At 72.8% G+C, this 20,588-nt stretch carries 19 protein-coding genes; 4 read left to right on the top strand and 15 right to left on the bottom strand.

All coding sequences use genetic code 11. The features are described 5' to 3' along the window. Positions 1 to 25: 25 nt before the first annotated feature. The 3 genes from smc to C8E84_RS05600 form a co-directional block, all read right to left on the bottom strand. On the bottom strand, positions 26 to 3,598 hold the full coding sequence (gene smc / locus C8E84_RS05590) for a chromosome segregation protein SMC (protein WP_159900202.1): 3,573 nt from the start codon (positions 3,596 to 3,598) through the stop codon (positions 26 to 28). Between the two features lie 72 nt (positions 3,599 to 3,670). Further along, complete coding sequence (locus tag C8E84_RS05595) at positions 3,671 to 3,991, bottom strand: chorismate mutase (protein WP_159900204.1); 321 nt, start codon at positions 3,989 to 3,991, stop codon at positions 3,671 to 3,673. A gap of 83 nt (positions 3,992 to 4,074) precedes the next feature. Next, the gene (locus C8E84_RS05600; RefSeq protein ID WP_159900206.1) at positions 4,075 to 4,374 is read right to left on the bottom strand and encodes an acylphosphatase; all 300 of its coding nucleotides are present in this window, start codon (positions 4,372 to 4,374) and stop codon (positions 4,075 to 4,077) included. Between the two features lie 65 nt (positions 4,375 to 4,439). Here C8E84_RS05600 and C8E84_RS05605 point away from each other — a divergent pair, with 65 nt between their 5' ends. Continuing rightward, positions 4,440 to 6,425: an acyltransferase family protein gene (locus C8E84_RS05605; protein ID WP_159900208.1), complete on the top strand. Its 1,986-nt coding sequence runs from the start codon at positions 4,440 to 4,442 to the stop codon at positions 6,423 to 6,425. 4 nt (positions 6,426 to 6,429) lie between these two features. Here C8E84_RS05605 and mutM read toward each other — a convergent pair whose 3' ends face one another. The 10 genes from mutM to C8E84_RS05655 form a co-directional block, all read right to left on the bottom strand. Next, positions 6,430 to 7,293 carry a bifunctional DNA-formamidopyrimidine glycosylase/DNA-(apurinic or apyrimidinic site) lyase gene (gene mutM, locus C8E84_RS05610; RefSeq protein WP_159900210.1) on the bottom strand — a complete coding sequence of 288 codons (864 nt, stop codon included), beginning with the start codon at positions 7,291 to 7,293 and terminating at the stop codon, positions 6,430 to 6,432. Between the two features lie 7 nt (positions 7,294 to 7,300). Beyond that, positions 7,301 to 8,044 (bottom strand): ribonuclease III, encoded by a 744-nt coding sequence (gene rnc, locus C8E84_RS05615; protein ID WP_159900212.1) that lies wholly within the window; start codon positions 8,042 to 8,044, stop codon positions 7,301 to 7,303. A 10-nt stretch (positions 8,045 to 8,054) separates the two neighbouring features. Next, positions 8,055 to 8,249 carry a 50S ribosomal protein L32 gene (gene rpmF, locus C8E84_RS05620; RefSeq protein WP_159900214.1) on the bottom strand — a complete coding sequence of 65 codons (195 nt, stop codon included), beginning with the start codon at positions 8,247 to 8,249 and terminating at the stop codon, positions 8,055 to 8,057. 1 nt (position 8,250) lies between these two features. Next, positions 8,251 to 8,829: a YceD family protein gene (locus C8E84_RS05625; protein ID WP_159900216.1), complete on the bottom strand. Its 579-nt coding sequence runs from the start codon at positions 8,827 to 8,829 to the stop codon at positions 8,251 to 8,253. A 94-nt stretch (positions 8,830 to 8,923) separates the two neighbouring features. After that, positions 8,924 to 11,023 (bottom strand): acyltransferase family protein, encoded by a 2,100-nt coding sequence (locus C8E84_RS05630; protein WP_159900218.1) that lies wholly within the window; start codon positions 11,021 to 11,023, stop codon positions 8,924 to 8,926. Beyond that, positions 11,010 to 11,564: a pantetheine-phosphate adenylyltransferase gene (coaD, locus tag C8E84_RS05635; protein ID WP_159900220.1), complete on the bottom strand. Its 555-nt coding sequence runs from the start codon at positions 11,562 to 11,564 to the stop codon at positions 11,010 to 11,012. Before coaD ends, C8E84_RS05630 begins: the two co-directional genes overlap by 14 nt. 9 nt (positions 11,565 to 11,573) lie before the next feature. After that, positions 11,574 to 12,194, bottom strand: coding sequence for a hemerythrin domain-containing protein (locus C8E84_RS05640; protein ID WP_159900222.1), 621 nt, complete (start codon positions 12,192 to 12,194; stop codon positions 11,574 to 11,576). 83 nt (positions 12,195 to 12,277) lie between these two features. After that, positions 12,278 to 12,847, bottom strand: a complete 570-nt coding sequence (rsmD, locus tag C8E84_RS05645; protein ID WP_159900224.1) for a 16S rRNA (guanine(966)-N(2))-methyltransferase RsmD — start codon at positions 12,845 to 12,847, stop codon at positions 12,278 to 12,280. Then, positions 12,847 to 15,051, bottom strand: coding sequence for an ATP-dependent DNA helicase RecG (locus tag C8E84_RS05650; protein WP_159900226.1), 2,205 nt, complete (start codon positions 15,049 to 15,051; stop codon positions 12,847 to 12,849). Before C8E84_RS05650 ends, rsmD begins: the two co-directional genes overlap by 1 nt. A gap of 17 nt (positions 15,052 to 15,068) precedes the next feature. Next, complete coding sequence (locus C8E84_RS05655) at positions 15,069 to 16,811, bottom strand: DAK2 domain-containing protein (RefSeq protein WP_159900228.1); 1,743 nt, start codon at positions 16,809 to 16,811, stop codon at positions 15,069 to 15,071. A gap of 143 nt (positions 16,812 to 16,954) precedes the next feature. Here C8E84_RS05655 and rpmB point away from each other — a divergent pair, with 143 nt between their 5' ends. Beyond that, on the top strand, positions 16,955 to 17,149 hold the full coding sequence (gene rpmB / locus C8E84_RS05660; protein WP_159900229.1) for a 50S ribosomal protein L28: 195 nt from the start codon (positions 16,955 to 16,957) through the stop codon (positions 17,147 to 17,149). 82 nt (positions 17,150 to 17,231) lie between these two features. Here the strand turns inward: rpmB and thiL are convergent, their stop codons facing one another. Then, positions 17,232 to 18,305, bottom strand: coding sequence for a thiamine-phosphate kinase (gene thiL / locus C8E84_RS05665; RefSeq protein WP_159900231.1), 1,074 nt, complete (start codon positions 18,303 to 18,305; stop codon positions 17,232 to 17,234). A gap of 170 nt (positions 18,306 to 18,475) precedes the next feature. On the opposite strand from thiL, the gene C8E84_RS05670 reads away from it, so the two are divergent. Both C8E84_RS05670 and C8E84_RS05675 read left to right on the top strand, forming a co-directional pair. Next, a complete protein-coding gene (locus C8E84_RS05670; protein WP_159900233.1) occupies positions 18,476 to 18,709 on the top strand; it encodes an Lrp/AsnC family transcriptional regulator in 234 nt (77 codons plus the stop codon). Between the two features lie 86 nt (positions 18,710 to 18,795). Further along, positions 18,796 to 19,161 carry a DUF3515 family protein gene (locus C8E84_RS05675; protein ID WP_246196805.1) on the top strand — a complete coding sequence of 122 codons (366 nt, stop codon included), beginning with the start codon at positions 18,796 to 18,798 and terminating at the stop codon, positions 19,159 to 19,161. Between the two features lie 72 nt (positions 19,162 to 19,233). Here C8E84_RS05675 and C8E84_RS05680 read toward each other — a convergent pair whose 3' ends face one another. Next, positions 19,234 to 20,385, bottom strand: coding sequence for a D-alanine--D-alanine ligase family protein (locus C8E84_RS05680; protein WP_159900237.1), 1,152 nt, complete (start codon positions 20,383 to 20,385; stop codon positions 19,234 to 19,236). Positions 20,386 to 20,588 lie beyond the last annotated feature (203 nt).

Genomic DNA, 20,588 nt, shown 5'->3' on the forward strand with positions numbered 1-20,588 from the left:
GGCGCCGTCGCGCAGCCACTCGGCGTCAGGCCGTGGCGGCGACGTCCCTGATCCGCTGGGAGACGACCGTCGTCACACCGTCGCCACGCATCGACACCCCGTAGAGGGCGTCGGCGACCTCCATCGTCCGCTTCTGGTGGGTGATGACGATGAGCTGGCTGGAGTCGCGCAGCTCCTCGAACAGCGTGATGAGCCGCCCCAGGTTGGTGTCGTCCAGCGCCGCCTCGACCTCGTCCATGATGTAGAACGGGCTCGGCCGCGCCTTGAAGATCGCGACGAGCAGGGCCACGGCGACCAGTGAGCGCTCGCCACCGGAGAGCAGCGAGAGCCGCTTGACCTTCTTGCCCGGAGGGCGGGCCTCGACCTCGATGCCCGTGGTCAGCATGTTGTCGGGGTCGGTGAGGACGAGGCGCCCCTCCCCGCCGGGGAAGAGCCGCTCGAAGACCCGCTCGAACTGCACCTTGGTGTCGGCGAAGGCCTCGGTGAAGACCTCCTCGACCCGCTCGTCGATCTCCTTGACGATGTCGAGCAGGTCGCGCTTGGAGCGCTTGAGGTCCTCGAGCTGGGTGGTAAGGAAGGTGTGTCGTTCCTCCAGCGCCGCGAACTCCTCGAGGGCGAGCGGGTTGACCCGCCCCAGGGCGGCGAGCCCGCGCTCGGCCTTGCGCAGCCGCTTCTCCTGCACCTCGCGCACGTACGGCGCGGGCTCGGGGGCGGCATCCGGGTCCTCTCCGGGCGCGACGACGTGCGGGACGAGCTGGTGCGGGCCGAACTCCTCGACGAGCACCTCGGGGTCGATGCCGAGCTCCTCGACGGCGCGGGCCTGCAGCTGCTCGATGCGGGCCACCTGACGGGCGCGGGCGACCTCGTCCCGGTGGGCGGTGTCGGTGAGGTCGCGCAGCTCGTCCTGCACGGTGCCGAGCTCGGTGCGCAGCGCCACCGCAGCCCGGTCGCGTTCGGCGCGTTCGGCCTCCGCGGTGTCGCGCAGCGTGGTCGCACGCGCCAGGGCCTCACCGATGCGAGCGACGGCGAAGACGGCGGCTGCCCGCACGTTCTCGGCGACGGTGGCCTCGCGGCGGCGGCGCTCACGCCGTTCGCGCAGACGTTCACGCGCGGCGAGCTCGTTGCGGGCGGCCCCTTCGAGGGAGTCGGCGCGACCTTTGAGGGCACGGGCCCGCTCCTCGCGGGTGCGCAGGGTCAGCCGCAGCTCGGTCTCCGCGGTGCGGGCGCGGCTGGCGTCCAGCTCGAGCCGGTCGCGCTCGTCGGTCGACGGTTCCTGCGACTCCAGCTCCGGGGCCTGCTGCGCCTCGGCGAGGCGCGCCGAGAGGCCCTCGAGCTCTCCCCGGTCGCGGTCGAGGTTCTCGCGCGCCACGGCGATCGCCCGCTCGGTGCGCTCGGCCTCGGCGGATGCCGTGCGCACCGCCGCGCCCAGGCTCCCGAGCCGCTCGGCGACGGCGGCCATGCGGGCATCCGACTCGTGCAGGGCCTCCAGCGCCGCGTCGACCTCGGTCGCGACGGCACTCGCGGCCTCCCGGGCCGCGACGAGCGCGAAGCGCGCCTGCTCCGACTGGGCGGTCGCGGCATCCAGCCGTTCCCGGCTCTCGTCGACGGCCGCCTGGAGCTCGAGCAGGCTCTCCCCCGCGCTGCTGCCACCCCGGGCCCACCCGGGGCCGAAGACGTCACCGTCAGCCGTGACGGCCGTGATCCCCTCGCCGCGGGCCACCAGCGCCAGGGCATGGGCCGCGGTCGGCACGAGGGCAACCCGTTCGAGCAGCTGCTCGACCGCGGGCCGCACCTCAGCGGGGGAGGTCACGACGTCGCGCGCCCACACCGCCGAACCGTCCAGCGCCGGCCACTGCCCGGCATCCGAGGGGGATGCCGTGGTGCCGACGAGCAGGGCGGCGCGCCCGCCGCTGGTCTCGCGCAACGACTCCAGCGCGCGGACCGCGTGCTCGCCACTGGGCACGGCGAGCGCCTCGGAGGCCCAGCCGAGCGCGGCGGCGACGGCAGCCTCGTGGCCCCCGCTGACCTGGAGCAACGCCGCGACGGTGCCGATGACGGCGTGCTCGGCGTCGGCGGCGGCGAGCAGGGTGGCCGCTCCGTCCTTGCGCCGCAGGCTGAGCTCGAGGGCCTCGATGCGGGCGGTCGCGGAGGAGCGGTCACGCTCGGCGTCGCGTTCGCGCGCCACGAGTGCCTCGATCTGCTCCTCGATCTCGGCGAGTCGCGCCGCGGCGCTCTCGTAGGCCTCGTCCAGCCCTTCCTCGCCCTCCTCCTCGACGGCGACCCCGCCCTCGAGCTGGGCGAACTCCTGCTCGGCTTCGGCAGCACGGGCGCGAGCTGCCGCCACCGTCGCCTCGAGTCGGCCGATCTCGGCCTCACCGGCCTCGATCCGGCTGCGCCGGGCCGCCACCTGCCCGGCGAGCTTCGCCAGCCCTTCACGACGGTCGGCGGCGGCCCTGGCCAGCCGCGAGAGGCGGTCCTGCTCGGCGGCGTAGGCCGCCTCGAGCTCCTGGCGGGCCGTGACGGCAGCGGCCAGCTCGCTCGTGGCCGCGGCGACCTCGGCGAGCAGTGCGGCCTCGGCGGCGCGGGCCTGCTCGGCCTGCGCGCGCAACTCCTCGGGGTCTCGCCCGGACGTCGCCTCGTGCTCCTGGTCCTGCGAGAGCAGGCGCACCCGCTCGGCAGCCACCGACCCGGTGGAGTCGAGCCGGTCGCGCAGGCTCTGCAGGCGCACGAAGCGCTCCTGGGCGCGGGTGAGCTCGGGGGCGGCCTCGGCGGACCGGCGCTCGACGTCGGACAGGCGGGTGCGCACGTCCTCGAGGGCGTTCTCGACGGCGGTGCGTCGCTCGATCAGCGCCGTCTCGTCGGCGACCTCCTGCTCCAGCAGGCTGGTGAGCTGCACGAGGTCGTCGGCGAGCAGCCGCAGGCGGGCGTCGCGGGCGTCGGCCTGGATGACGGCGGCGCGACGGGCGGCCTCGGCCTGGCGACCGAGGGGGCCGAGCTGGCGGCGGATCTCACCGGTGAGGTCCTGCACCCGGGTGAGGTTGGCCTCCATCGTCTCGAGCTTGCGCAGCGCACGCTCCTTGCGGCGGCGGTGCTTGAGCACGCCGGCCGCCTCCTCGATGAACCCACGACGCTCCTCGGGCGTGGCCCGCAGCACGGTGTCGAGCTGGCCCTGCCCGACGATGACGTGCATCTCACGGCCCAGGCCCGAGTCGGAGAGCAGTTCCTGCACGTCGAGCAGCCGACAGTTCGTGCCGTTGATGGCGTACTCGCTGCCGCCGCCACGGAACATCGTGCGGGTGATCGTCACCTCGGTGTAGTCGATCGGCAGGGCGCCGTCGGTGTTGTCGATGGTGAGGCTGACCTCGGCCCGGCCGAGCGGCGGGCGTCCGGCGGTGCCGGCGAAGATGACGTCCTCCATCTTGCCGCCGCGAAGGCTCTTCGCACCCTGCTCACCCATGACCCAGGCCAGGGCGTCGACGACGTTGGACTTGCCCGACCCGTTGGGCCCCACGACGCAGGTGATGCCCGGCTCCAGGCGCATCGTCGTCGCCGAGGCGAAGGACTTGAACCCCTTGAGGGTCAGCGTCTTCAGGTACACGGTGTCGTCGCAGCTTCCGTCTGGTGGCGCAGGCTCGGCAGGAGCCGGTTGCCGCCCGACTCTACCGCCGCGTCAGGCCCGGTCCACGGAGTTCTGGGCCGCGTCGGGGTCTGCTGCGAGGGCCTCGTGGTGGCGGATCACCTCGGCGATGACGAAGGTGATGAACTTCTCGGCGAATTGCGGGTCCAACCCGGCCTCGTCGGCCAGGCCGCGCAGGCGGGCGATCTGACGCTCCTCGCGGGCCGGGTCTGCCGGGGGCATCCCGATGGCGGCCTTGAGCTCGCCGACCTGCTGGGTGGCCTTGAAGCGCTCGGCGAGCAGGTGCACGAGCGCCGCGTCGATGTTGTCGATGCTCGAGCGCAGGCGTGCGAGGTCGGGGTGGGTGTCGCTCACGCCGTCATCGTAGGAAGCCGCGGCCTCCGCGGCGCTCCCCCGTCCACCCCCCGGATGCCGTCGAGCCCGGTTGGCAGCGCCCGTCACCGCTCGCGGAACCCGACCTCACCGCGCGGGTCACCGCGCAGCGGGGCCGACACGGTGCTGACATGACCCGGCCGCCCGGCGGTGGACACCGGCTCGGAGAGCAGGGTGAGCAGGGCACCGAGAGCGGGGACCGGACCCTCGGCGACCACCTCGACCCGCCCGTCCGCGGTGTTGCGGGCGTGCCCGGTCAGGCCCAGTTCCAGGGCCCGGGCCCGCACCCACCAGCGGAACCCGACGCCCTGGACGTCCCCGCGCACGAACACCGTGACGCGGCGCGTGGGCTGATCGTCGTCCATGGACACCCAGCGTAGGCCTGCGCGCCTCCGCACCACTGTCACCGCCTGCCCCTACCGTTACCGACATGAGCACCGTGACGGCTCACAGCCCCGGCGGACGGGACGCCACGACGGGCGTGCCCGCACCGGCGCGTGCCGCCGAGGAGCCGTCCAAGGCCGGTCGGCTCCCGGGCCTGGACGGCCTGCGCGCCCTGGCCATCGTCGCGGTCCTGACCTTCCACCTCGACCCGTCCTGGCTGCCCGGCGGGTTCCTCGGGGTCGACGTGTTCTTCGTCGTCTCGGGGTTCCTCATCACCACGCTCCTCGTGCGCGAGCGCGCGGTCACCGGCGGGCTGGACCTCCCGGGGTTCTGGACCCGCCGCGCCCGCCGCCTGCTGCCGGCGCTGCTGGTGTGCGTCCCGGCATCCGTGCTCCTCGCCCGCCTGTCCGAGGGCGACCTGCTCGTCGGCATCGGGCGCCAGGTGCTCGGGGCGTTCACGTTCACGTCGAACTGGCTCGAACTGGCCGCGGGCAGCGACTACTTCGCAGCCACCACGCCCACGCTGTTCATGAACCTGTGGTCCCTCGCCGTCGAGGAGCAGTTCTACCTCCTGTGGCCGCTCGCCGTGCTGGTGCTGCTGCGGGTGACGCGGGGGTACGAGGCCCGGGCTGCCGTCGCGTTGGGCCTGGCCGTGGTGTCGGCGGTGCTGATGGCGGTGCACGTCGACCCGCAGAGCCCAACCCGCGCGTACTACGGCACCGACACCCACGTCATGGGGCTGATGCTCGGCGCGGCGCTGGCGTTCGCGTGGGCGGCTCCGCACCGCGCGTGGACGCGCACCCCGTGGTGGGGTGCCCACCGGCGTCAGGTGGCCGCGGCGGCGCTCGTCACCCTGCTCGCCCTGATGGCGACGGCAGGTGAGGCCTCGGCGTGGACGTTCCGCGGTGGCATCCTGCTCGCCTCACTCGCGACGACCGCCCTCGTGCTCGTCGTCGTCGAGCGGCCCGGACGCATCCAGGCGGTTCTGGAACTGCCCGCGGCCCGCTGGATCGGTGCCCGCAGCTACGGCATCTACCTCTGGCACTGGCCGGTGTTCCTCGTCATCGGCGCTGACCTTCCCGTGGCACCCGGCAGCCCGGCCTACCTCGCGACCCGCGTCTGGTGCGTCGTCATGACCCTCGTCATCGCGGACCTGTCCTACCGGTTCATCGAGACGCCCGTGCGCCGGTACGGCTTCCGCGGCACCGCCGGTCGTGCCCTGGCCCGGCTGCGGGCGATGGGCCCCCGGGGCGCTCGTGTCCTGTGGGGTCTCGCGCTGGTGCTCGCCCTGGTCGTCACCGTGGTGCTCGTGACCGCGCCGGAGCGCACCGCCACCGAGGAGCTCATCACGGCCAACGAGGCCGCCCTCGCTCTCGAGGACACGACGGCGTCCTCGGCTGACGAGCGTCGGCCCGCGAACCCGGGCACCGCCACGGCGGATGCCGCCTCGTCCTCACCCAGCCCCACGGCATCCGCCGCCGTGGCGGCCTCGACGACCGCCGACTGGACGATGCCGTCGGGCAAGGAGATCGACGTCTTCGGCGACTCCATGGCCGTCGGCTCGATCCACGCCCTGCGCTACTACCTGCCCGGCATCCGCGTCGACGGCAAGTCCAACCGCCAGTGGAGCGCCGCGCCCACGTACGTCGCCGCCAAGGGTGACTCCCTGCGGCGCGCCGTGGTGATCGTGCTGGGCACGAACGCCGGCACCGACCTGCCGGTCGCGCGCAAGACCCTCGACGCCATCGGGCCGGACCGCATGGTGGTGCTGACGACCGTCCACGGCCGGTTCGCCCGCGCCGAAGAGGACAACGCGGCGCTGCGCGAACTCGTCGAGGGTCGACCGAACGTGCGCCTCGCCGACTGGGATGCCGCGTTGAAGGGCACCAGCGGACAGCTCCAGAGCGACGGCATCCACCCGAGCCTGAAGGGCTCGCACCTGTTCGCCAAGACGGTGCGCCAGGCCCTGGCCGACCTGTCGGAGGAACGCACCGGCAAGGCCGTGGTGCTCAAGGAGCTCCCGAGCCCCTGAGCCGTCAGGACGACTGGCGACGCGGCCGGGGCCGGGGCTGGCAACGGGGGCAGGAGAACGACGACCGGTTCATGAAGTGCTCGCGGCGGATCAGGGTGCCGCAGCGGCGGCAGGGCCGACCCTCCTGGCCGTAGGCGGCGAGCGAGCGGTCGAAGTAGCCGGAGGCGCCGTTGACGTTGACGTAGAGGGCGTCGAAGCTCGTCCCGCCCTGGTCGAGGGCCTCGCGCATGACGTCGGCGGCGTGGTCGAGCACCGTGCCGATCAGCGGTTTGCTGAGGCTGTGGGCTGGCCGCTCGCCGTGGACGCCGGCCCTCCACAGGGCCTCGTCGGCGTAGATGTTGCCGATCCCCGAGGCCACCCGCTGGTCGAGCAGCACGCGTTTGACGGCGCTGTCGCGGGCCTTGACGACCTTGATGACCGCGGCCCGGTCGAACTCCGGGTCGAGCAGGTCGCGGGCGATGTGCGAGATCGAGGTCGGCACCCCGTCCTCGTCGAGGTCGGCCAGCGCCAAGCCACCGAAGGTCCGCTGGTCGACGAAGCGCAGCTCCGGGCCGTCGTCGGCGAACCGGAAGCGGGCGTGCAGGTGCCTCTCGTCCGGGGCGTCACCCGCCTCGACGAGCAGCTGCCCGCTCATGCCGAGGTGGACGACGAGGCCGACGGCGTCCTCGAGGTCGAGCCAGAGGTACTTGCCGCGGCGACGCGCTGCCGCGATGCGGCGCCCGGTGAGCCGGTCGGCCAGGTCGACCGGACCGGCGACGTGGCGGCGGGCCACGCGGTGGCCGCGCAACTCGACCTCGGTCAGCCGACGTCCGACGACGTGGTCGGCCAGACCTCGCCGGACGACCTCGACCTCGGGGAGCTCGGGCACCGGCGGGTCAGGCCCCCTCGTGGGCGTCGCGGATGCTGCCCCACGCCAGCGCCGCAGCCTGCTGCTCGGCCACCTTCTTCGTGCGGCCCTCGCCCTGTCCGAGCACCCGTCCCCCGACGTGTACCTCGGCCCGGAAGCACTTCGCGTGCTCCGGCCCCTCCTCGACCACGGAGTACTCGGGAGATCCGAGCCCGTGCTTGGAGGAGATCTCCTGCAGGCTAGTCTTCCAGTCCAGGCCGGCCCCGAGGGTCACGGCCTGCGCGAGCAGCGGGTCGACGAGGTGGTGCACGAGCTCGGTGGCCGCGGTGATGCCACCGCTCTGGTAGACGGCACCGATGACGGCCTCGACGGTGTCGGCGAGGATCGAGTCCTTGTCGCGCCCGCCGGTGGTCTCCTCCCCCCGCCCGAGGAAGACGTAGTCACCGAGCCCGAGCGTGCGGCCCACCTCGGCCAGCGCTCGCATGTTGACCACCGATGCGCGCAGCTTGGCCAGCTGGCCCTCGCTGGTGTCCGGGTGGGTGTCGTGCAGGGTCGTCGTGACGACCAGACCCAGCACGGAGTCACCGAGGAACTCGAGTCGTTCGTTGTGCGGCAGACCGCCCGCCTCGTAGGCGTAGGAGCGGTGCGTCAGGGCACGCTGAAGCAGCGCCTCGTCGACCGGGCTGCTGGTCACCTGGACCAGGTGCTCCAGCAGCTCGATGACGGGGCGCGGCGGTGTCAGTGCACCGGGCGCGGACGCCGCCCTCCCCATGGGGAAGCGATCAGCCCTGGTGCTCGGTGCGCTCGGCGACGCCGTAGTGGCGGCCCTTGTAGGTGCCACACGACGGGCACGCAACGTGCGGCTGGGTGAGCGACTTGCACTGGGGGCAGGTCGTCGTGGCGACGGGAGCCGCCTTCCAGTTGGCGCGGCGCGAGCGGGTGTTGGAGCGCGACATCTTCCGCTTCGGAACGGCCACGTCAGGTCCTCTTCTCTGTCGGAGTGGGCTGGTTTTCGGTCAGGGCCGAAAGGGCCGCCCATCGGGGGTCGATCAGGTCGTGCTGGTGGTCCGGGTCCTCCGCGAGCGGCTTGCCGCACTCGGAGCACAGCCCGGGGCAGTCGGGCCGGCACACCGGCTGGAACGGCAGTGCAGGCACCACCGTGTCCCGGAGCAGCGGTTCGAGGTCGATCAGACCGTCCTCGATTCGCGACTCCTCGGCTGCGTCCTCGTCCCCCACCTCGTGGTGGTGGGCGTGGCGCTCGGCGTAGACGAACAGCTCCTGGAAGGCCCCGTCGACCGGGTGGGTCACGGGGTCCAGGCACCGCACGCAGGCGCCGGTCGCCGTGCCACGGACCGAACCGGTGACGAGCACTCCCTCGACGACGGACTCCAGGCGCAGGTCGAGGGTCAGGGGCTGGCCCTGCTCGACGCGCATGACGACCGTGCCGAAGTCGCTCGGCGCACCGATTTCACGCGTCAGCTCACTCATCGTCCCGGGACGACGGCCGACGAGCTTGGTGTCGAGCACCATCTCGGACCGGGGGTCGAGTCGAGTCATGAGCCTTGGGTGTTGTCGGTGTGGTTCGGCCACGCCTCACGGACGCAGACCGAGGGTCAAGGTTACCGGTCACAGGCCCCGCACCCAAACCGACTCATTGAGGGGCCCTGGTCAGGGCTTGGTCGACGGCAGCAGCCACCTGCGGCGCCAGCGTCTTCGCATACGTGGCGGTGACGTGGTCGCCGGCCCGGTGCACCGCCACGTGGCCGATGACGACGGGGCACTGGCCGCCCGGGCAGATCCACGCGGTGAGGTCGAGCAGCTCGACGGCGGAGCGGGCCTGCGCCTGCGGTGCCGAGCCAGCGGCGACGAGCGCCACGGCATCCTGCTGCACCTGCAACCCACTGCCCGCGACCGCCGGCTGCGCCGCGAAGGTGCAGCGCCGGAGCTCGCGCGGGTGGCGGGCCGCGCAGATGTCGAGGTCGTCCGGCGAGAGCGGGCTGTCCCCGACGACGACGACGGGCACGCCACGATCCGTGAGCTCCTGCCAGCGGTCGGCGTACCCCTGAACGAGCAGTTCACGCTCGGTGGACTCCCCCACCCACGCGCTGCGAGCAACCCCCGACGTCACCACGACGTCCGGAGGGTCCTGCTCGAGCGAGCGCACCACGGCCTCGTTCCAGGCGTCGCACTCGGGGTAGGCCACCCCCGCCTCGGCCGCCGGTGCAGCGGCGAACGCACACGCCGACTTGCCCCAGGTGACGATGCGCCACCCGCGATCGAGCGCGACCACCTCGAGAGCGGGCAGCCACTGCATCGCCTTGGAGTCACCGACGAGCGCGATCGTGCTCGTGCCCTCCGGGTCACCGAAGGTGCAGGCCACCGGCTCGGTGGCGGCGTGGTCGACCTGGCAGCGATCGACGTCGGCGGCCGGCCGGTCCTCGCCGGCCACGAGGGGGTCGGGCGTCACCCAGCCGGGGTCGTCGACGTCCGTGACAGGCCGCCCCGGGACCACGGTGGCCGCCCCGAGATCGGCCACGACGACCACCCCGTCCGGGGGCGTCGTGGTGAATGGTGAGCGCAGCGGCAGCAACGGCAGGGCCGCGAGAACCCCTACCAGCGACAGTGCCAGCCCGCTCGCGAGCAGGGCCCGCGGGCGCTCGCGCAGCCACGGACCGTGGTGGACGGGGGTCTCGACGAAGCGCCACGACAGCCAGGCCGGGCCGATCGACGCGACGGCGAGCGCCGCCTTTCCCCAGGTCGGGAGAATGGTGCCCACGGCATCCGCGGTCCATTCCCCGAGCACGATGAACGGCCAGTGCCACAGGTAGAGCGAGTACGACAATCCACCGATCCACACCATCGGCCGCCACCCGAGCACCCGGCCCGCACCCTGCCCGCCGCCGCACTGCCAGCCCACCCACAGCAGCGCCGCGGTCGGCACCGTCGGGAGCAGCGCCCAGGCCCCCGGCCAGTCGATGCCGTCGGGCAGCAGCAAAGCCACCGCCACCAGGGTGAGCAGGGCCGCCCAGCCGAGCACCCTCGCGCCACGAACTGGGGATGCCGGTCGCGGCCTCCCAGCGAGCGCCACTGCGAGCATCGCCCCCACCCCCAGTTCCCACACCCGAGTCGTCGTCGTGAAGAAGGCCGGCCGGGGGGAGGTGTCCGAGAACCAGATCGACCAGACGAAGGAGACCGCGACGAGCACGCCGAGTGCGCCCAGCACGACCCGGCGGCTCGGGCGCCGCACGACCAGGGCCAGCACGATGAGCAGCAGCGGCCACAGGACGTAGAACTGCTCCTCGACGGCCAGCGACCAGAAGTGCTGCACGGGTGAGGGGCGGATGTCGGAGGCGAGGTAGTCGACCTCTCGCCGGGCGAAGACCCAGTTGACGACGTAGGCCGCCGACGCCGCGATGTCGATCCCGATGTCGCGCCGGCGCAGCCCCGGCACCACGAGGAAGGACCAAGCCGCCGTGACCACGAGGACGAGCACCGCGGCGGGCAGCAGGCGGCGGATCCGTCGGCCGACGAACCGCGACCACGAGATCGCCCCGGTGTCCGACAGCTCGGTGACGAGGAGCCCGGTGATGAGGAAGCCGGAGATGACGAAGAAGATGTCGACGCCGATGAACCCACCGTGCAGGGGCAGGCCCGCGTGGTGGGCCAGGACGGTGAGGATCGCGACCGCGCGCAGCCCCTCGATGTCCGGGCGGAAACCGGAGTGGCGCGCGGGTGACTCAGCCGTCGGCACGCAGGCGGTCGACGAGGGCGTCGCGCACCTCGTCCGGCACCAGGCCGCTCACGTCGCCGCCGAAGCGCACGACCTCCTTGACGAGTGAGCTCGACACGTGCGCCATGACCGGGTCGCCCGGGACGAACACCGTCTCGATGCCGGTGAGGTGGCGGTTCATCAGCGCCATCGGGAGCTCGTACTCGAAGTCTGCGGAGCCGCGCAGACCCTTGACGATCACCGAGGCGTCGAGGTCTCGGCAGACGTCGACGAGCAACGTGCCGGCGAAGGCCTCGACCCGCACCGTGCCCGCGGCGCTGGTGCCGGTGCCGTTGTCGGCAGCACCGGCACCAGCGCCAGGTCCGAGACGCTCGGCGACACCCCGCTCGATGAACGCGATCCGCTCCTGCACGCTGAACGTCCCCGCCTTGGCCGGGTTGTGCAGCACGGCCACGACGACCTCGTCGTGCAGGGCCGCTGCCCGGGCGATGACGTCGAGGTGCCCGTGGGTCACGGGGTCGTAGGAGCCTGGGCACACGGCTCGGCGCACGGTGTCGGTCACACCCCCACGCTACTTCTTGGCGGCCTCCTCGATCTCCTTCGCCTTCTCCTTGGCGGCATCCTTGACGGCGTCGGCCTCCTCGCGAGCCTCCTCCGGAGCGAGCACGCCCTCGTCCACCGCCTCTGCGATCAGGGCCGCCACCTGTTCGGCGGAGGCGCAGCCCTCCTCGAGCAACTGGTTGCGGCGCGTCGCCCAGGCGACACCGAGTGACTCGCGGCGGTCGATGGACAGGTCCTCACGGGCCGGGTTGAGGATGTCGGTCTCCTCCTCCCCCGCGTGGTGGTTGACGGCGGTGGCGAGCTCTTCGAGGGCGGCGTCGTACTTCTTGGTGTCGGTGCCCTTGGCCTCCAGGAACGCGAGCAGGGCCTCGTTGATCTCGGCGTGCTCCTCCTCGCCGTGCTCCTCCTCGTGGGCGCCGATGGCGCGGGCGCGGCGCAGCTCGGGGTAGACCTTCTCCTCCTCGGCCACGGCGTGCGCGACGAGCAGTTCAGCCAGGGCCTCGCGGGCGGCGGCGCGGTCGGTGTCGCTGCGACGGCACTCGCGCAGCAGGTTCTCGAAGAGGCGGTGGTCGTCGAGGATGAGCTCGATGACGTCGCCGGAGGTGGGTCGGGGGATCTCGATGTCAGTCATGGACCCATCGTCACCAATTCACCGACCGAAATGCGCCCGAGCATCCGACTTCGTGAGAAGGACGACGCCGGATGCCGGGTGGGTCAGGGTGCGGGGCGGGCCAGCCAGAGCGTGGTCTCGCCGTACGTGCGGGGCTTGCCGTCCCGTTCGAGCCCGTCGGGCCACGTCGGCTCCGGGCTGCGCTTCGACCGTTCGACGACCACGAGCGCCTCGGGGCCGAGCCATCCTGACGCGAGTCGGGCAAGCGCGGCACCCAGGGCGTCCTCGTCGACGTCGTAGGGCGGGTCGATGAACACCAGGTCGACCTGCTCGAACTCCCCTGGTGCACGCGACAGCGCAGCGTCGACGCTCGAACGCGACACCCGCACCCGTTGACCCAGACCCAGGTCGCGCACGTTGCCCGCGATCACCTCGGCCGCGCGTCGGTCGGACTCCACGAGCAGCACCGACTGCGCTCCCCTGCTGGCGGCCTCGAGCCCGAGAGCCCCGGACCCGGCGTAGAGGTCGAGCACGCGTGAACCGGCCACGGCGCCGCGGGCGTCGAGCGCGCTGAACAGGGCCTCGCGAACCCGGTCACTCGTCGGCCGGGTGCCCGATCCGGGCGGGGTGCGCAGCGTTCGGCCCCCGAGGGTTCCGGCGATGATGCGGGTCATCAGCCACGCTCCAGGTAGGCGGCCTGCTCGGCGTCGACCCGGGCGCGAACGGCCTCGGCGAGCACGGGGTGGTCGTTGAGGTCGGGGTCTGCGGCGACGAGCGCGAAGGCGTCCTCACGGGCATCGACGATGACGTCCTCGTCGTCCAGGATGTGCAGGAACTCCAGCTGGGTGCGCCGCCCGTGCTGCGCCGCCCCGAGGATGTCGCCCTCGCGCCGCTGCGACAGGTCGAGGCGGGCCAGCTCGAACCCGTCCGTGGTGGCCGCCACGGCGGACAGGCGGGTCATCGCCGGCTCCGCATCGGTGCCCGTGACGAGCAGGCACAGGCCGGGATGGCCTCCGCGACCGATCCGCCCCCGCAACTGGTGCAGCTGCGAGACACCGAACCGGTCGGCATCCATGACGACCATGACGCTGGCGTTGGCGACGTCGACCCCCACCTCGATGACGGTGGTCGACACGAGCACGTCGAGGTCACCCTGCTGGAACCGCCGCATGATGGCGTCCTTGTCCTCGGCGCTGAGCCGTCCGTGCAGCACGCCGATCGACAACCCCGCCAGTGCGGGCTGCTCGAGCAGGGCCTCGTGCACGGCGTAGACGCTCTTCAGCGGCCGCGGCGGCAAGGCAGCCGCGTGACCGGAACCGGGGTCGTCGTCGGGCACGGCCTCCTCGCGCAGGTCGGCACCGTCGGTGACGCCCTCGATCGAGCCGTCACCGGTGCCGTCATCGCCGATCCGCGGGCAGACGACGTAGGCCTGCCGACCGCCGCGGACCTCCTCGGCCACCCGCTCCCAGGTGCGCGCCATCCACCCCGGCCGCTCCTCAGGCACCACGTGGGTGGTGATCGGGGCCCGCCCGGCCGGCAGTTCTCGCAGGGTCGAGGTCTCGAGGTCGCCGAACACCGTCATCGCCACGGTGCGCGGGATCGGCGTCGCCGTCATGACGAGCACGTGCGGTGGCACGACACCCTTGCCGCGCAGGGCGTCGCGCTGCTCGACCCCGAACCGGTGCTGCTCGTCGACGACGACGAGCGCGAGGTCGAAGAAGTCGACGTTCTCCTGGAGCAGTGCGTGCGTGCCGATGACGATGCCGGCATCACCGCTGGCGACGTCGAGCAGGGTCCGGCGCCGCACCGCCGTGGGTTGGCTCCCCGTCAGCAGGGCCACCCGGGTCGCGTTCTCGGCACCACCGAGCATCCCCCCGTCGGCGAGGTCACCGAGCATCGTGGTGATCGTGCGGTGGTGCTGCCCGGCGAGCACCTCGGTGGGCGCCAACAGCGCCGCCTGCCCCCCGGCATCCACCGCGGCGAGCATCGCCCGCAGCGCCACCACCGTCTTGCCCGAGCCCACCTCACCCTGGAGCAGCCGGTGCATCGGCACCTCGCGGGCCATCTCGTCGGCCATCGTGGCACCGACCTCGCGCTGCCCCGCGGTCAGCTCGAACGGCAGCCGGGAGTCGAAGGCCTCGAGGATGCCCCCCGACCTCGTCGCGCGGGGCCGGGTCACCTGGCCGGATGCCGTGCGTCGCCGTTGCGCCAGCGTCACCTGGAGGACGAACGCCTCCTCGTAGCGCAGTCGCCGCCGGGCCTGCTCGACCTCCTCCCACGAGTTCGGGGTGTGGATGCCGCGCAGCGCCTGGGTGCGTGAGACGAGTCGGCGGGTGGTCCGCACGCTCTCGGGGATCGGGTCGGGCACCTCGTCGAGGACGTCGAGCACGCGGCGCACGCTCTCGGTGACGGTCCACGTGTGCAGCGACCCGACCGCGCGGTAGATGGGGATGAGGTCCTTGCGATCGCCGGCGTCGAAGTCGTCGAGCATCGTGTAGCCCGGGTGGGTCAGCTGGAGGCGGTTGTTGTAGGTGCCGACCACCCCGGCGAAGATGCCGCGTGCGCCGGGCACGAGCACCTTCTCGTGGCCCCAGGCCTTGAAGAAGGTGATGTCGATGTCGTGCGTGCCGTCGGTGATGACGACGTTGAGCATGGTGCCCTTGCGCGCCTTCATCGACCGGGTGGTCGCGCTCTTGACCTCGGCGACGCCGACGAGGAACTCGCCCGGCGTCACCGACCCGAGGTCGCTCTCGCGGGTGCGGTAGCGGCGCGGCCAGAACGCCAGCAGGTCGCCCACGGTGTGGATGTCACGGGCCGTGGCGAACTTCTTGGCCGCGGTGGCGATGATCGGTGCCAGCCTGCTCGACTCCGTCGCCACGTCAGGTCACCGCCAACTCACTCCACCCCGATGAGCAGCGGGTAGACGGGTTGCCCCCCGTCGAGGACGAGGACCTCGATCTCGGGGCGGTCGCGTTCCAGGGCAGCCGCGGCCCGTTCGCCGAGGCCGGGTGCGGCGTCGGCCCCGACGACGAGGGTCACGAGCTCGCCACCGGCGGACAGCAACCGGTCGAGCACCTCACGGGCCGCGACCTCGATCTCGGTGCCGAGGAAGGCGACGTCGCCGTCGACGATGCCGAGGATGTCGCCGGGGTGGCAGACGCCCGCCCAGGTCAGGGCCTCCTTGGTCGCGACGGAGACGGCACCGTGGCGGGTGGCGACGGCCGCGCCGGTCATCGCGACGACGTTGGCGTGCACGGCGCGGGCAGGGTCCAGCACCGCGAGCGCGGCCAGGGTCTGCACGGTCGTGCGGGCCGGCACGACGTGGGCGTCGATGCCTTCGCCCATGGCGGCCTCGGCCGCGACCCCGGCTGCCATGAGGGTGTCGCGGTCGCCGGGCAGGATCACCACCGACGGTGCGCCCGTGGCCCGGGCCGCCGCGAGCAGCTGCCCGGCCGACGCGCGCCGGCCCGGAGCCGACGGGACGACCGTGGCACCTGCCTCGCGCAGCAGGGTCGCGATGCCCGGGCCGGCGGCACACGCCACGACGGCGATGGGTGAGGGGTGTTCGCGGGTGCGCGCCTGGGTGGCGAAGTGGGAGATGCGGATCCGCTCGGGGCGTCCGGCGGCGATGCCGGCCTCGACCGCCGCGCCGGGGTCGTCGACGTGCACGTGGACGTTCCAGAGGTCAGGGCCGCCGACGACGAGGAGGGAGTCGCCGAGCCCGTCGAGGGTGTGGGTCAGGGTCTCGACCGCCGCCGGGTCCGTGGCGTTGAGCAGGTACATGACCTCGTAGGCCGGGCCGTCGCCGCCGGCGGCTCCCTCGCCGCCGTGGTCGGCCTCGCGGTCGAGGGGGTCGTGACCGGGCAGGGCCTCGTGACCGACCGCGCCCACCCCGACGGCACCGGCACCGGTCACGGTCACGGGGACGGCGCGCCATTCGTCGCGGCGCTGGAGGGCCGGGCCGGCCGAGAGCAGGGTGTTCTCGTCGTCGGTCCACCGTCCCGTGATGGTGCGATGGAACGACTCGAGCATCAGCACGCACCCGGCCCCGCCGGCGTCGACGACCCCGGCCCGGGCGAGCGCCTCGAGCTGGTCGGGGGTGCGCGCAAGGGCTGAACGGGAGGCGTCGACGGCGGCTTGGGCGACGTCGGCCAGCGACCCACCGCGGTTGGCGGCGTCGACGGCGGCGGCGGCCCCTGCATCCGCGACGGTGAGGATGGTGCCCTCCTGCGGGTGAGCGACGCACGCGCGGGCCGCGGCGGCCCCGCGGGCGAAGGCTGCAGCGAGCAGCGGTGCGTCGACCACATCGGCACCGGCGTCGATGACGACGTCGCAGATGCCCCCGATGATCTGGCTGACGATGACGCCGGAGTTGCCGCGCGCCGAGAGCAGGATCGCCCGCTTGAGCGTGTGGCACTCGCGCACGAGGCTGGCGGTGCCGAGGATGCCGGCGCGCTCGTGGACGGCGACCACCTCGTCGATGGCTGCGTCGAACGTGAGGTAGAGGTTGGTGCCCGTGTCGCCGTCGGGCACGGGGAAGACGTTGAGGGCGTCGATCTCGGTGCGCCGGGCCGCGAGCGCCGCACGCGTCAACAGCGCCCAGTGGCGGGCGTCGGCAGCAGTGAGGACGTCGAGCACGGCCTCACCCTAACGGCCACCGCCGACGCCCGCGGGGAGGCGTTTTGGTTGCTCGGGCGTGGCTCGGCTACTCTTGTCCGGTTGCGCGCCTGCTCGTGCGGGCCGCCGAAGACCATCAATCACACCATCTCAGGAGTACACCCGTGGCTGCCAACTGCGACGTCTGCGGCAAGGGACCCTCTTTCGGGCACAGCATCTCGCACTCGCACCGCCGCACCAAGCGTCGCTGGAACCCCAACATCCAGCGCGTCAAGGCGCTCGTCGGCGACGCCGGTGTGACCCCGAAGCGACTCAACGTCTGCACCTCCTGCCTCAAGGCGGGCAAGGTCAAGCGCTGAGGTCCCCTCACGCACCATGAACCGGGCGGTCCCCTTGGGGGGCCGCCCGTTTTCGTTGTCCTCGGGGGGTTGCGGATGCCGTTCAGCGGGCGAAGTGGTCCCAGCCCTTCGCGTCGCCCGGCACCTCACCGTCCACGGTGAGGTGGGGGCCGCCGGACCCGAGCGGGAGCACCCGGCCGATGACGACCCACGGGCGGTCGGTGTCCGGCGGCAGCGACGCCTCGCCGGCGAAGGCCCCGACGAGCGAGTGCTCCTCGCCGCCGGTGAGCACCTGGTGCCAGGCCTCACGCTCGCCGAGGGCAACCGTGAGCGACCCGGCGGCGAACCGTTCGCGCAGCACCGTGCCGTCGAGGTCGATCCCCACCTCGCTGGCCCGGGCGATCCGGGTCAGGTCGGTGACCAGGCCGTCCGAGACGTCGATGAGGGCACGTGCACCGCACGCGCCGGCGCGCGGCCCTGCCTGCCACGGCGGCACCGGCGCCCGGTGATAGGTCACCAGCTCGCGGACGGCCGCGGACCGCGACGACCCGGCATCCGACCCCCTCCCACCACCGTCGCTGCACCCCGGCTCGTCCCAGACGGCGTCGCTGAGCGTGCCCTCTCCCCGGTGCAGCAGGGCCAGCCCGCCCCCGGAGAGGCCGAGCGACCCGCACACGGCGATGACGTCCCCGGGGCGCGCCCCGCAACGACGCACGGGCGCCCGACCGCGGAGGTCACCGAGCGCCGTCACCGACACGACGACCACCCCGGCCGGAGCCCCCGACAGGTCGCCCCCCACCACCGGCGCCCCCGCCCGGGACGCCAGCGAGGCGATGCCGCGGGCGAGGTCCTCCGCCCACGACACCTGGAGGTCGGGGTCGGCAGCGAGCGAGACGAGCAGGGCCGTCGGCTCGGCACCCATCGCGGCGATGTCGGCGAGGTTCTGGGCCGCGAGCTTCACCCCGACGTCGTGCGCGCTCGACCAGTCGTCACGCCAGTCCAGGCCGCGCACCATCGAGTCGGTCGTCGCGACGACGGTGCCCCCGGGCGCGCCGACCACGGCCGCGTCGTCGCCCGGGCCGACCGGCACCGAGGCCTCGTCGACGTGCCCGCTGCCGGCATAGATCGGGAAGATCCGGGCGAGGAGCTCACCCTCGCTGGTGTCGCGCAACCGCACCGTGACCTACCCTCCCGGAGACGTGGGGACCCCTCGCACGGTAGCGTGCGGGCAGCGCCTGTCACGACGGGCGTTCCGGCCAGACCGGGCCAACCCGGCCAACCCGGCCAACCGGCCACTGTCCGACGGCTCGACCTGCACAGACCCGACACGAAGAGGTGGCACTGAAAGTGGTACAGGCCTACATCCTGATCCAGACCGACGTCGGCCGCGCAGCGACCGTCGCTGCGTCGATCTCCGAGATCGAGGGCGTCGCCCTCGCAGAGGACGTCACCGGCCCCTACGACGTGATCGCCCGCGTCGAGGCCTCCACGGTCGACGAGCTCGGCAAGCTCGTCATCGCCAAGATCCAGGACGTCGAGGGCATCACCCGAACCCTCACCTGCACCGTGGTGCACGTCTGATTCGGTACCGACTCCGTTCGACGGCGGCTGCGCTCGGCGCGGCCGCCATCGTGCTGTCCGGATGTTCCTCGGCGGTCGAGGTCTCGGTGCCTGCAGGGGGTTCGACCCCCGCCTGCGAGCTGGCTGGGGCGGCCTTCCCCGCGGAGGTCTCCGGGATGCCGCGCGTCGACACCGCGCCGACGTCACCTGCCGTGGCGGCCTGGGGCGACCCCGCGGTCATCGCCCGCTGTGGCGTGGGAGCGGCACCTCCCACCGATGTCGAGTGCCTGGAGGTGGACGGCGTGGGGTGGATACCCCAGGAGTTGAGTGACGGCATCCGGTTCACGTCGTTCGGCACCGATCCCGCGCTCGAGGTGCTCGTGCCAGGCACCTACGAGCCGGAGGGACTGCTGCTCCCGGCCTTCTCGGATGCCGTGCGTGCCCTTCCCGAGAACGGCCTGGCCTGCCGCTGAGCGGACCTGCCAACCGGCAATGCCCGACCTGCCCATGCTCACACCCGGCCAACAGGGCCGCGCAGTCCGGGGTCAGCGCAGCCCGGTGCGGCGCTCCAGCGCCAGGGCGATGAGCTCGTCGATGAGCTCGGGGTAGCTCAGCCCGGTGGCAGCCCACATCCGCGGGTACATCGAGCTCGGGGTGAACCCGGGCATCGTGTTCACCTCGTTGACCAGCACGTCGCCGGTCTCGGTGAGGAAGAAGTCGACCCGGGCCAGCCCTTCGCAGCCAGCCACGTCGAAGGCCCGGGCCGCCATCTCACGAATACGGGCCGACACGGCATCCGGCACCTCGGCCGGGGTCACCAACCGCACGTCCGCGGCGGAGAGGTACTTCGCGTCGAAGTCGTAGAAGTCGTGGTTCTGCACGACGATGCACTCCCCCACGACGCTCGTGCGGGTCGCCTCGGTGCCACGCCCCTCGAGCACGCCGCACTCGATCTCGCGCCCGACCACCGCGGCCTCGACGACGACCTTGGGGTCGTGCTCGCGGGCGGCCTCGATCGCCGCCTCCAGCGCAGCAGGGTCGGACACCCTGGTGATGCCCATGCTCGAACCGGCCCGCGCAGGCTTGACGAACACCGGCCACGAGAGCCCGTGCACGGCATCCATCGCCGCGGCACGGTCGCGCCGCCACTCCTTGTCGGTGATGACGACGTACGGGCCGACCGGCAGCCCCGCAGACGCCAGCAGCACCTTCATGACGTGCTTGTCCATCATCGCCGCGGATGCCGTGACCCCCGACCCGACGTACCTCACGTCCGCGAGGTCGAGCAGGCCCTGGATCGTGCCGTCCTCACCGAACGGGCCGTGAAGCAACGGGAAGACGACGTCGACCTCGCCGAGCGTGCGCGGCGGCCGCCCGGGCTCCTGGACGACGAACGTCCGGTCGGTGGCACTGGTCGGCACGATGACGCTGGGGGCACCCGTGGCGACCTCGGGCGTGTGCCCGGACGCCAGGCGCAGCACCTCCGGGTCGTCGGGGGCGAGCACCCAGTGGCCGTCCCTGGCGATGCCGACGGGCACGACGTCGTACCGGTCGCGGTCGAGCGCCTCCAGGACACTGGATGCCGTGGCGCACGACACCGCGTGCTCGGACGAACGCCCGCCGAAGACGAGGGCGACGCGGATCCGGCGGGGCGCGCCCTCGCCGTCACGGGCAGGACTGGTCAGGTCGGTGCTCATCGCCGTCGACTCTATCGGCTGAGCGGGCCCGATCCCGGGCGCAGCCCCGATGCAGGTCCGTACGCCGGATGGCTGGGCCTTGCTCCGGTTGCAGATCGCTTCTCCAGTGGTGCGCCCTTGCAGCAGCGCACATCGGGAGCAGGGACTCACATCGGGAGCAAGGGCTCACATCGGGAGTACGGATCTGCGACGGCATACCCTGA

The organism is Ornithinibacter aureus (genome assembly GCF_009858245.1).
In the GTDB taxonomy this organism is placed as follows: Bacteria; Actinomycetota; Actinomycetes; order Actinomycetales; family Dermatophilaceae; genus Fodinibacter; species Fodinibacter aureus.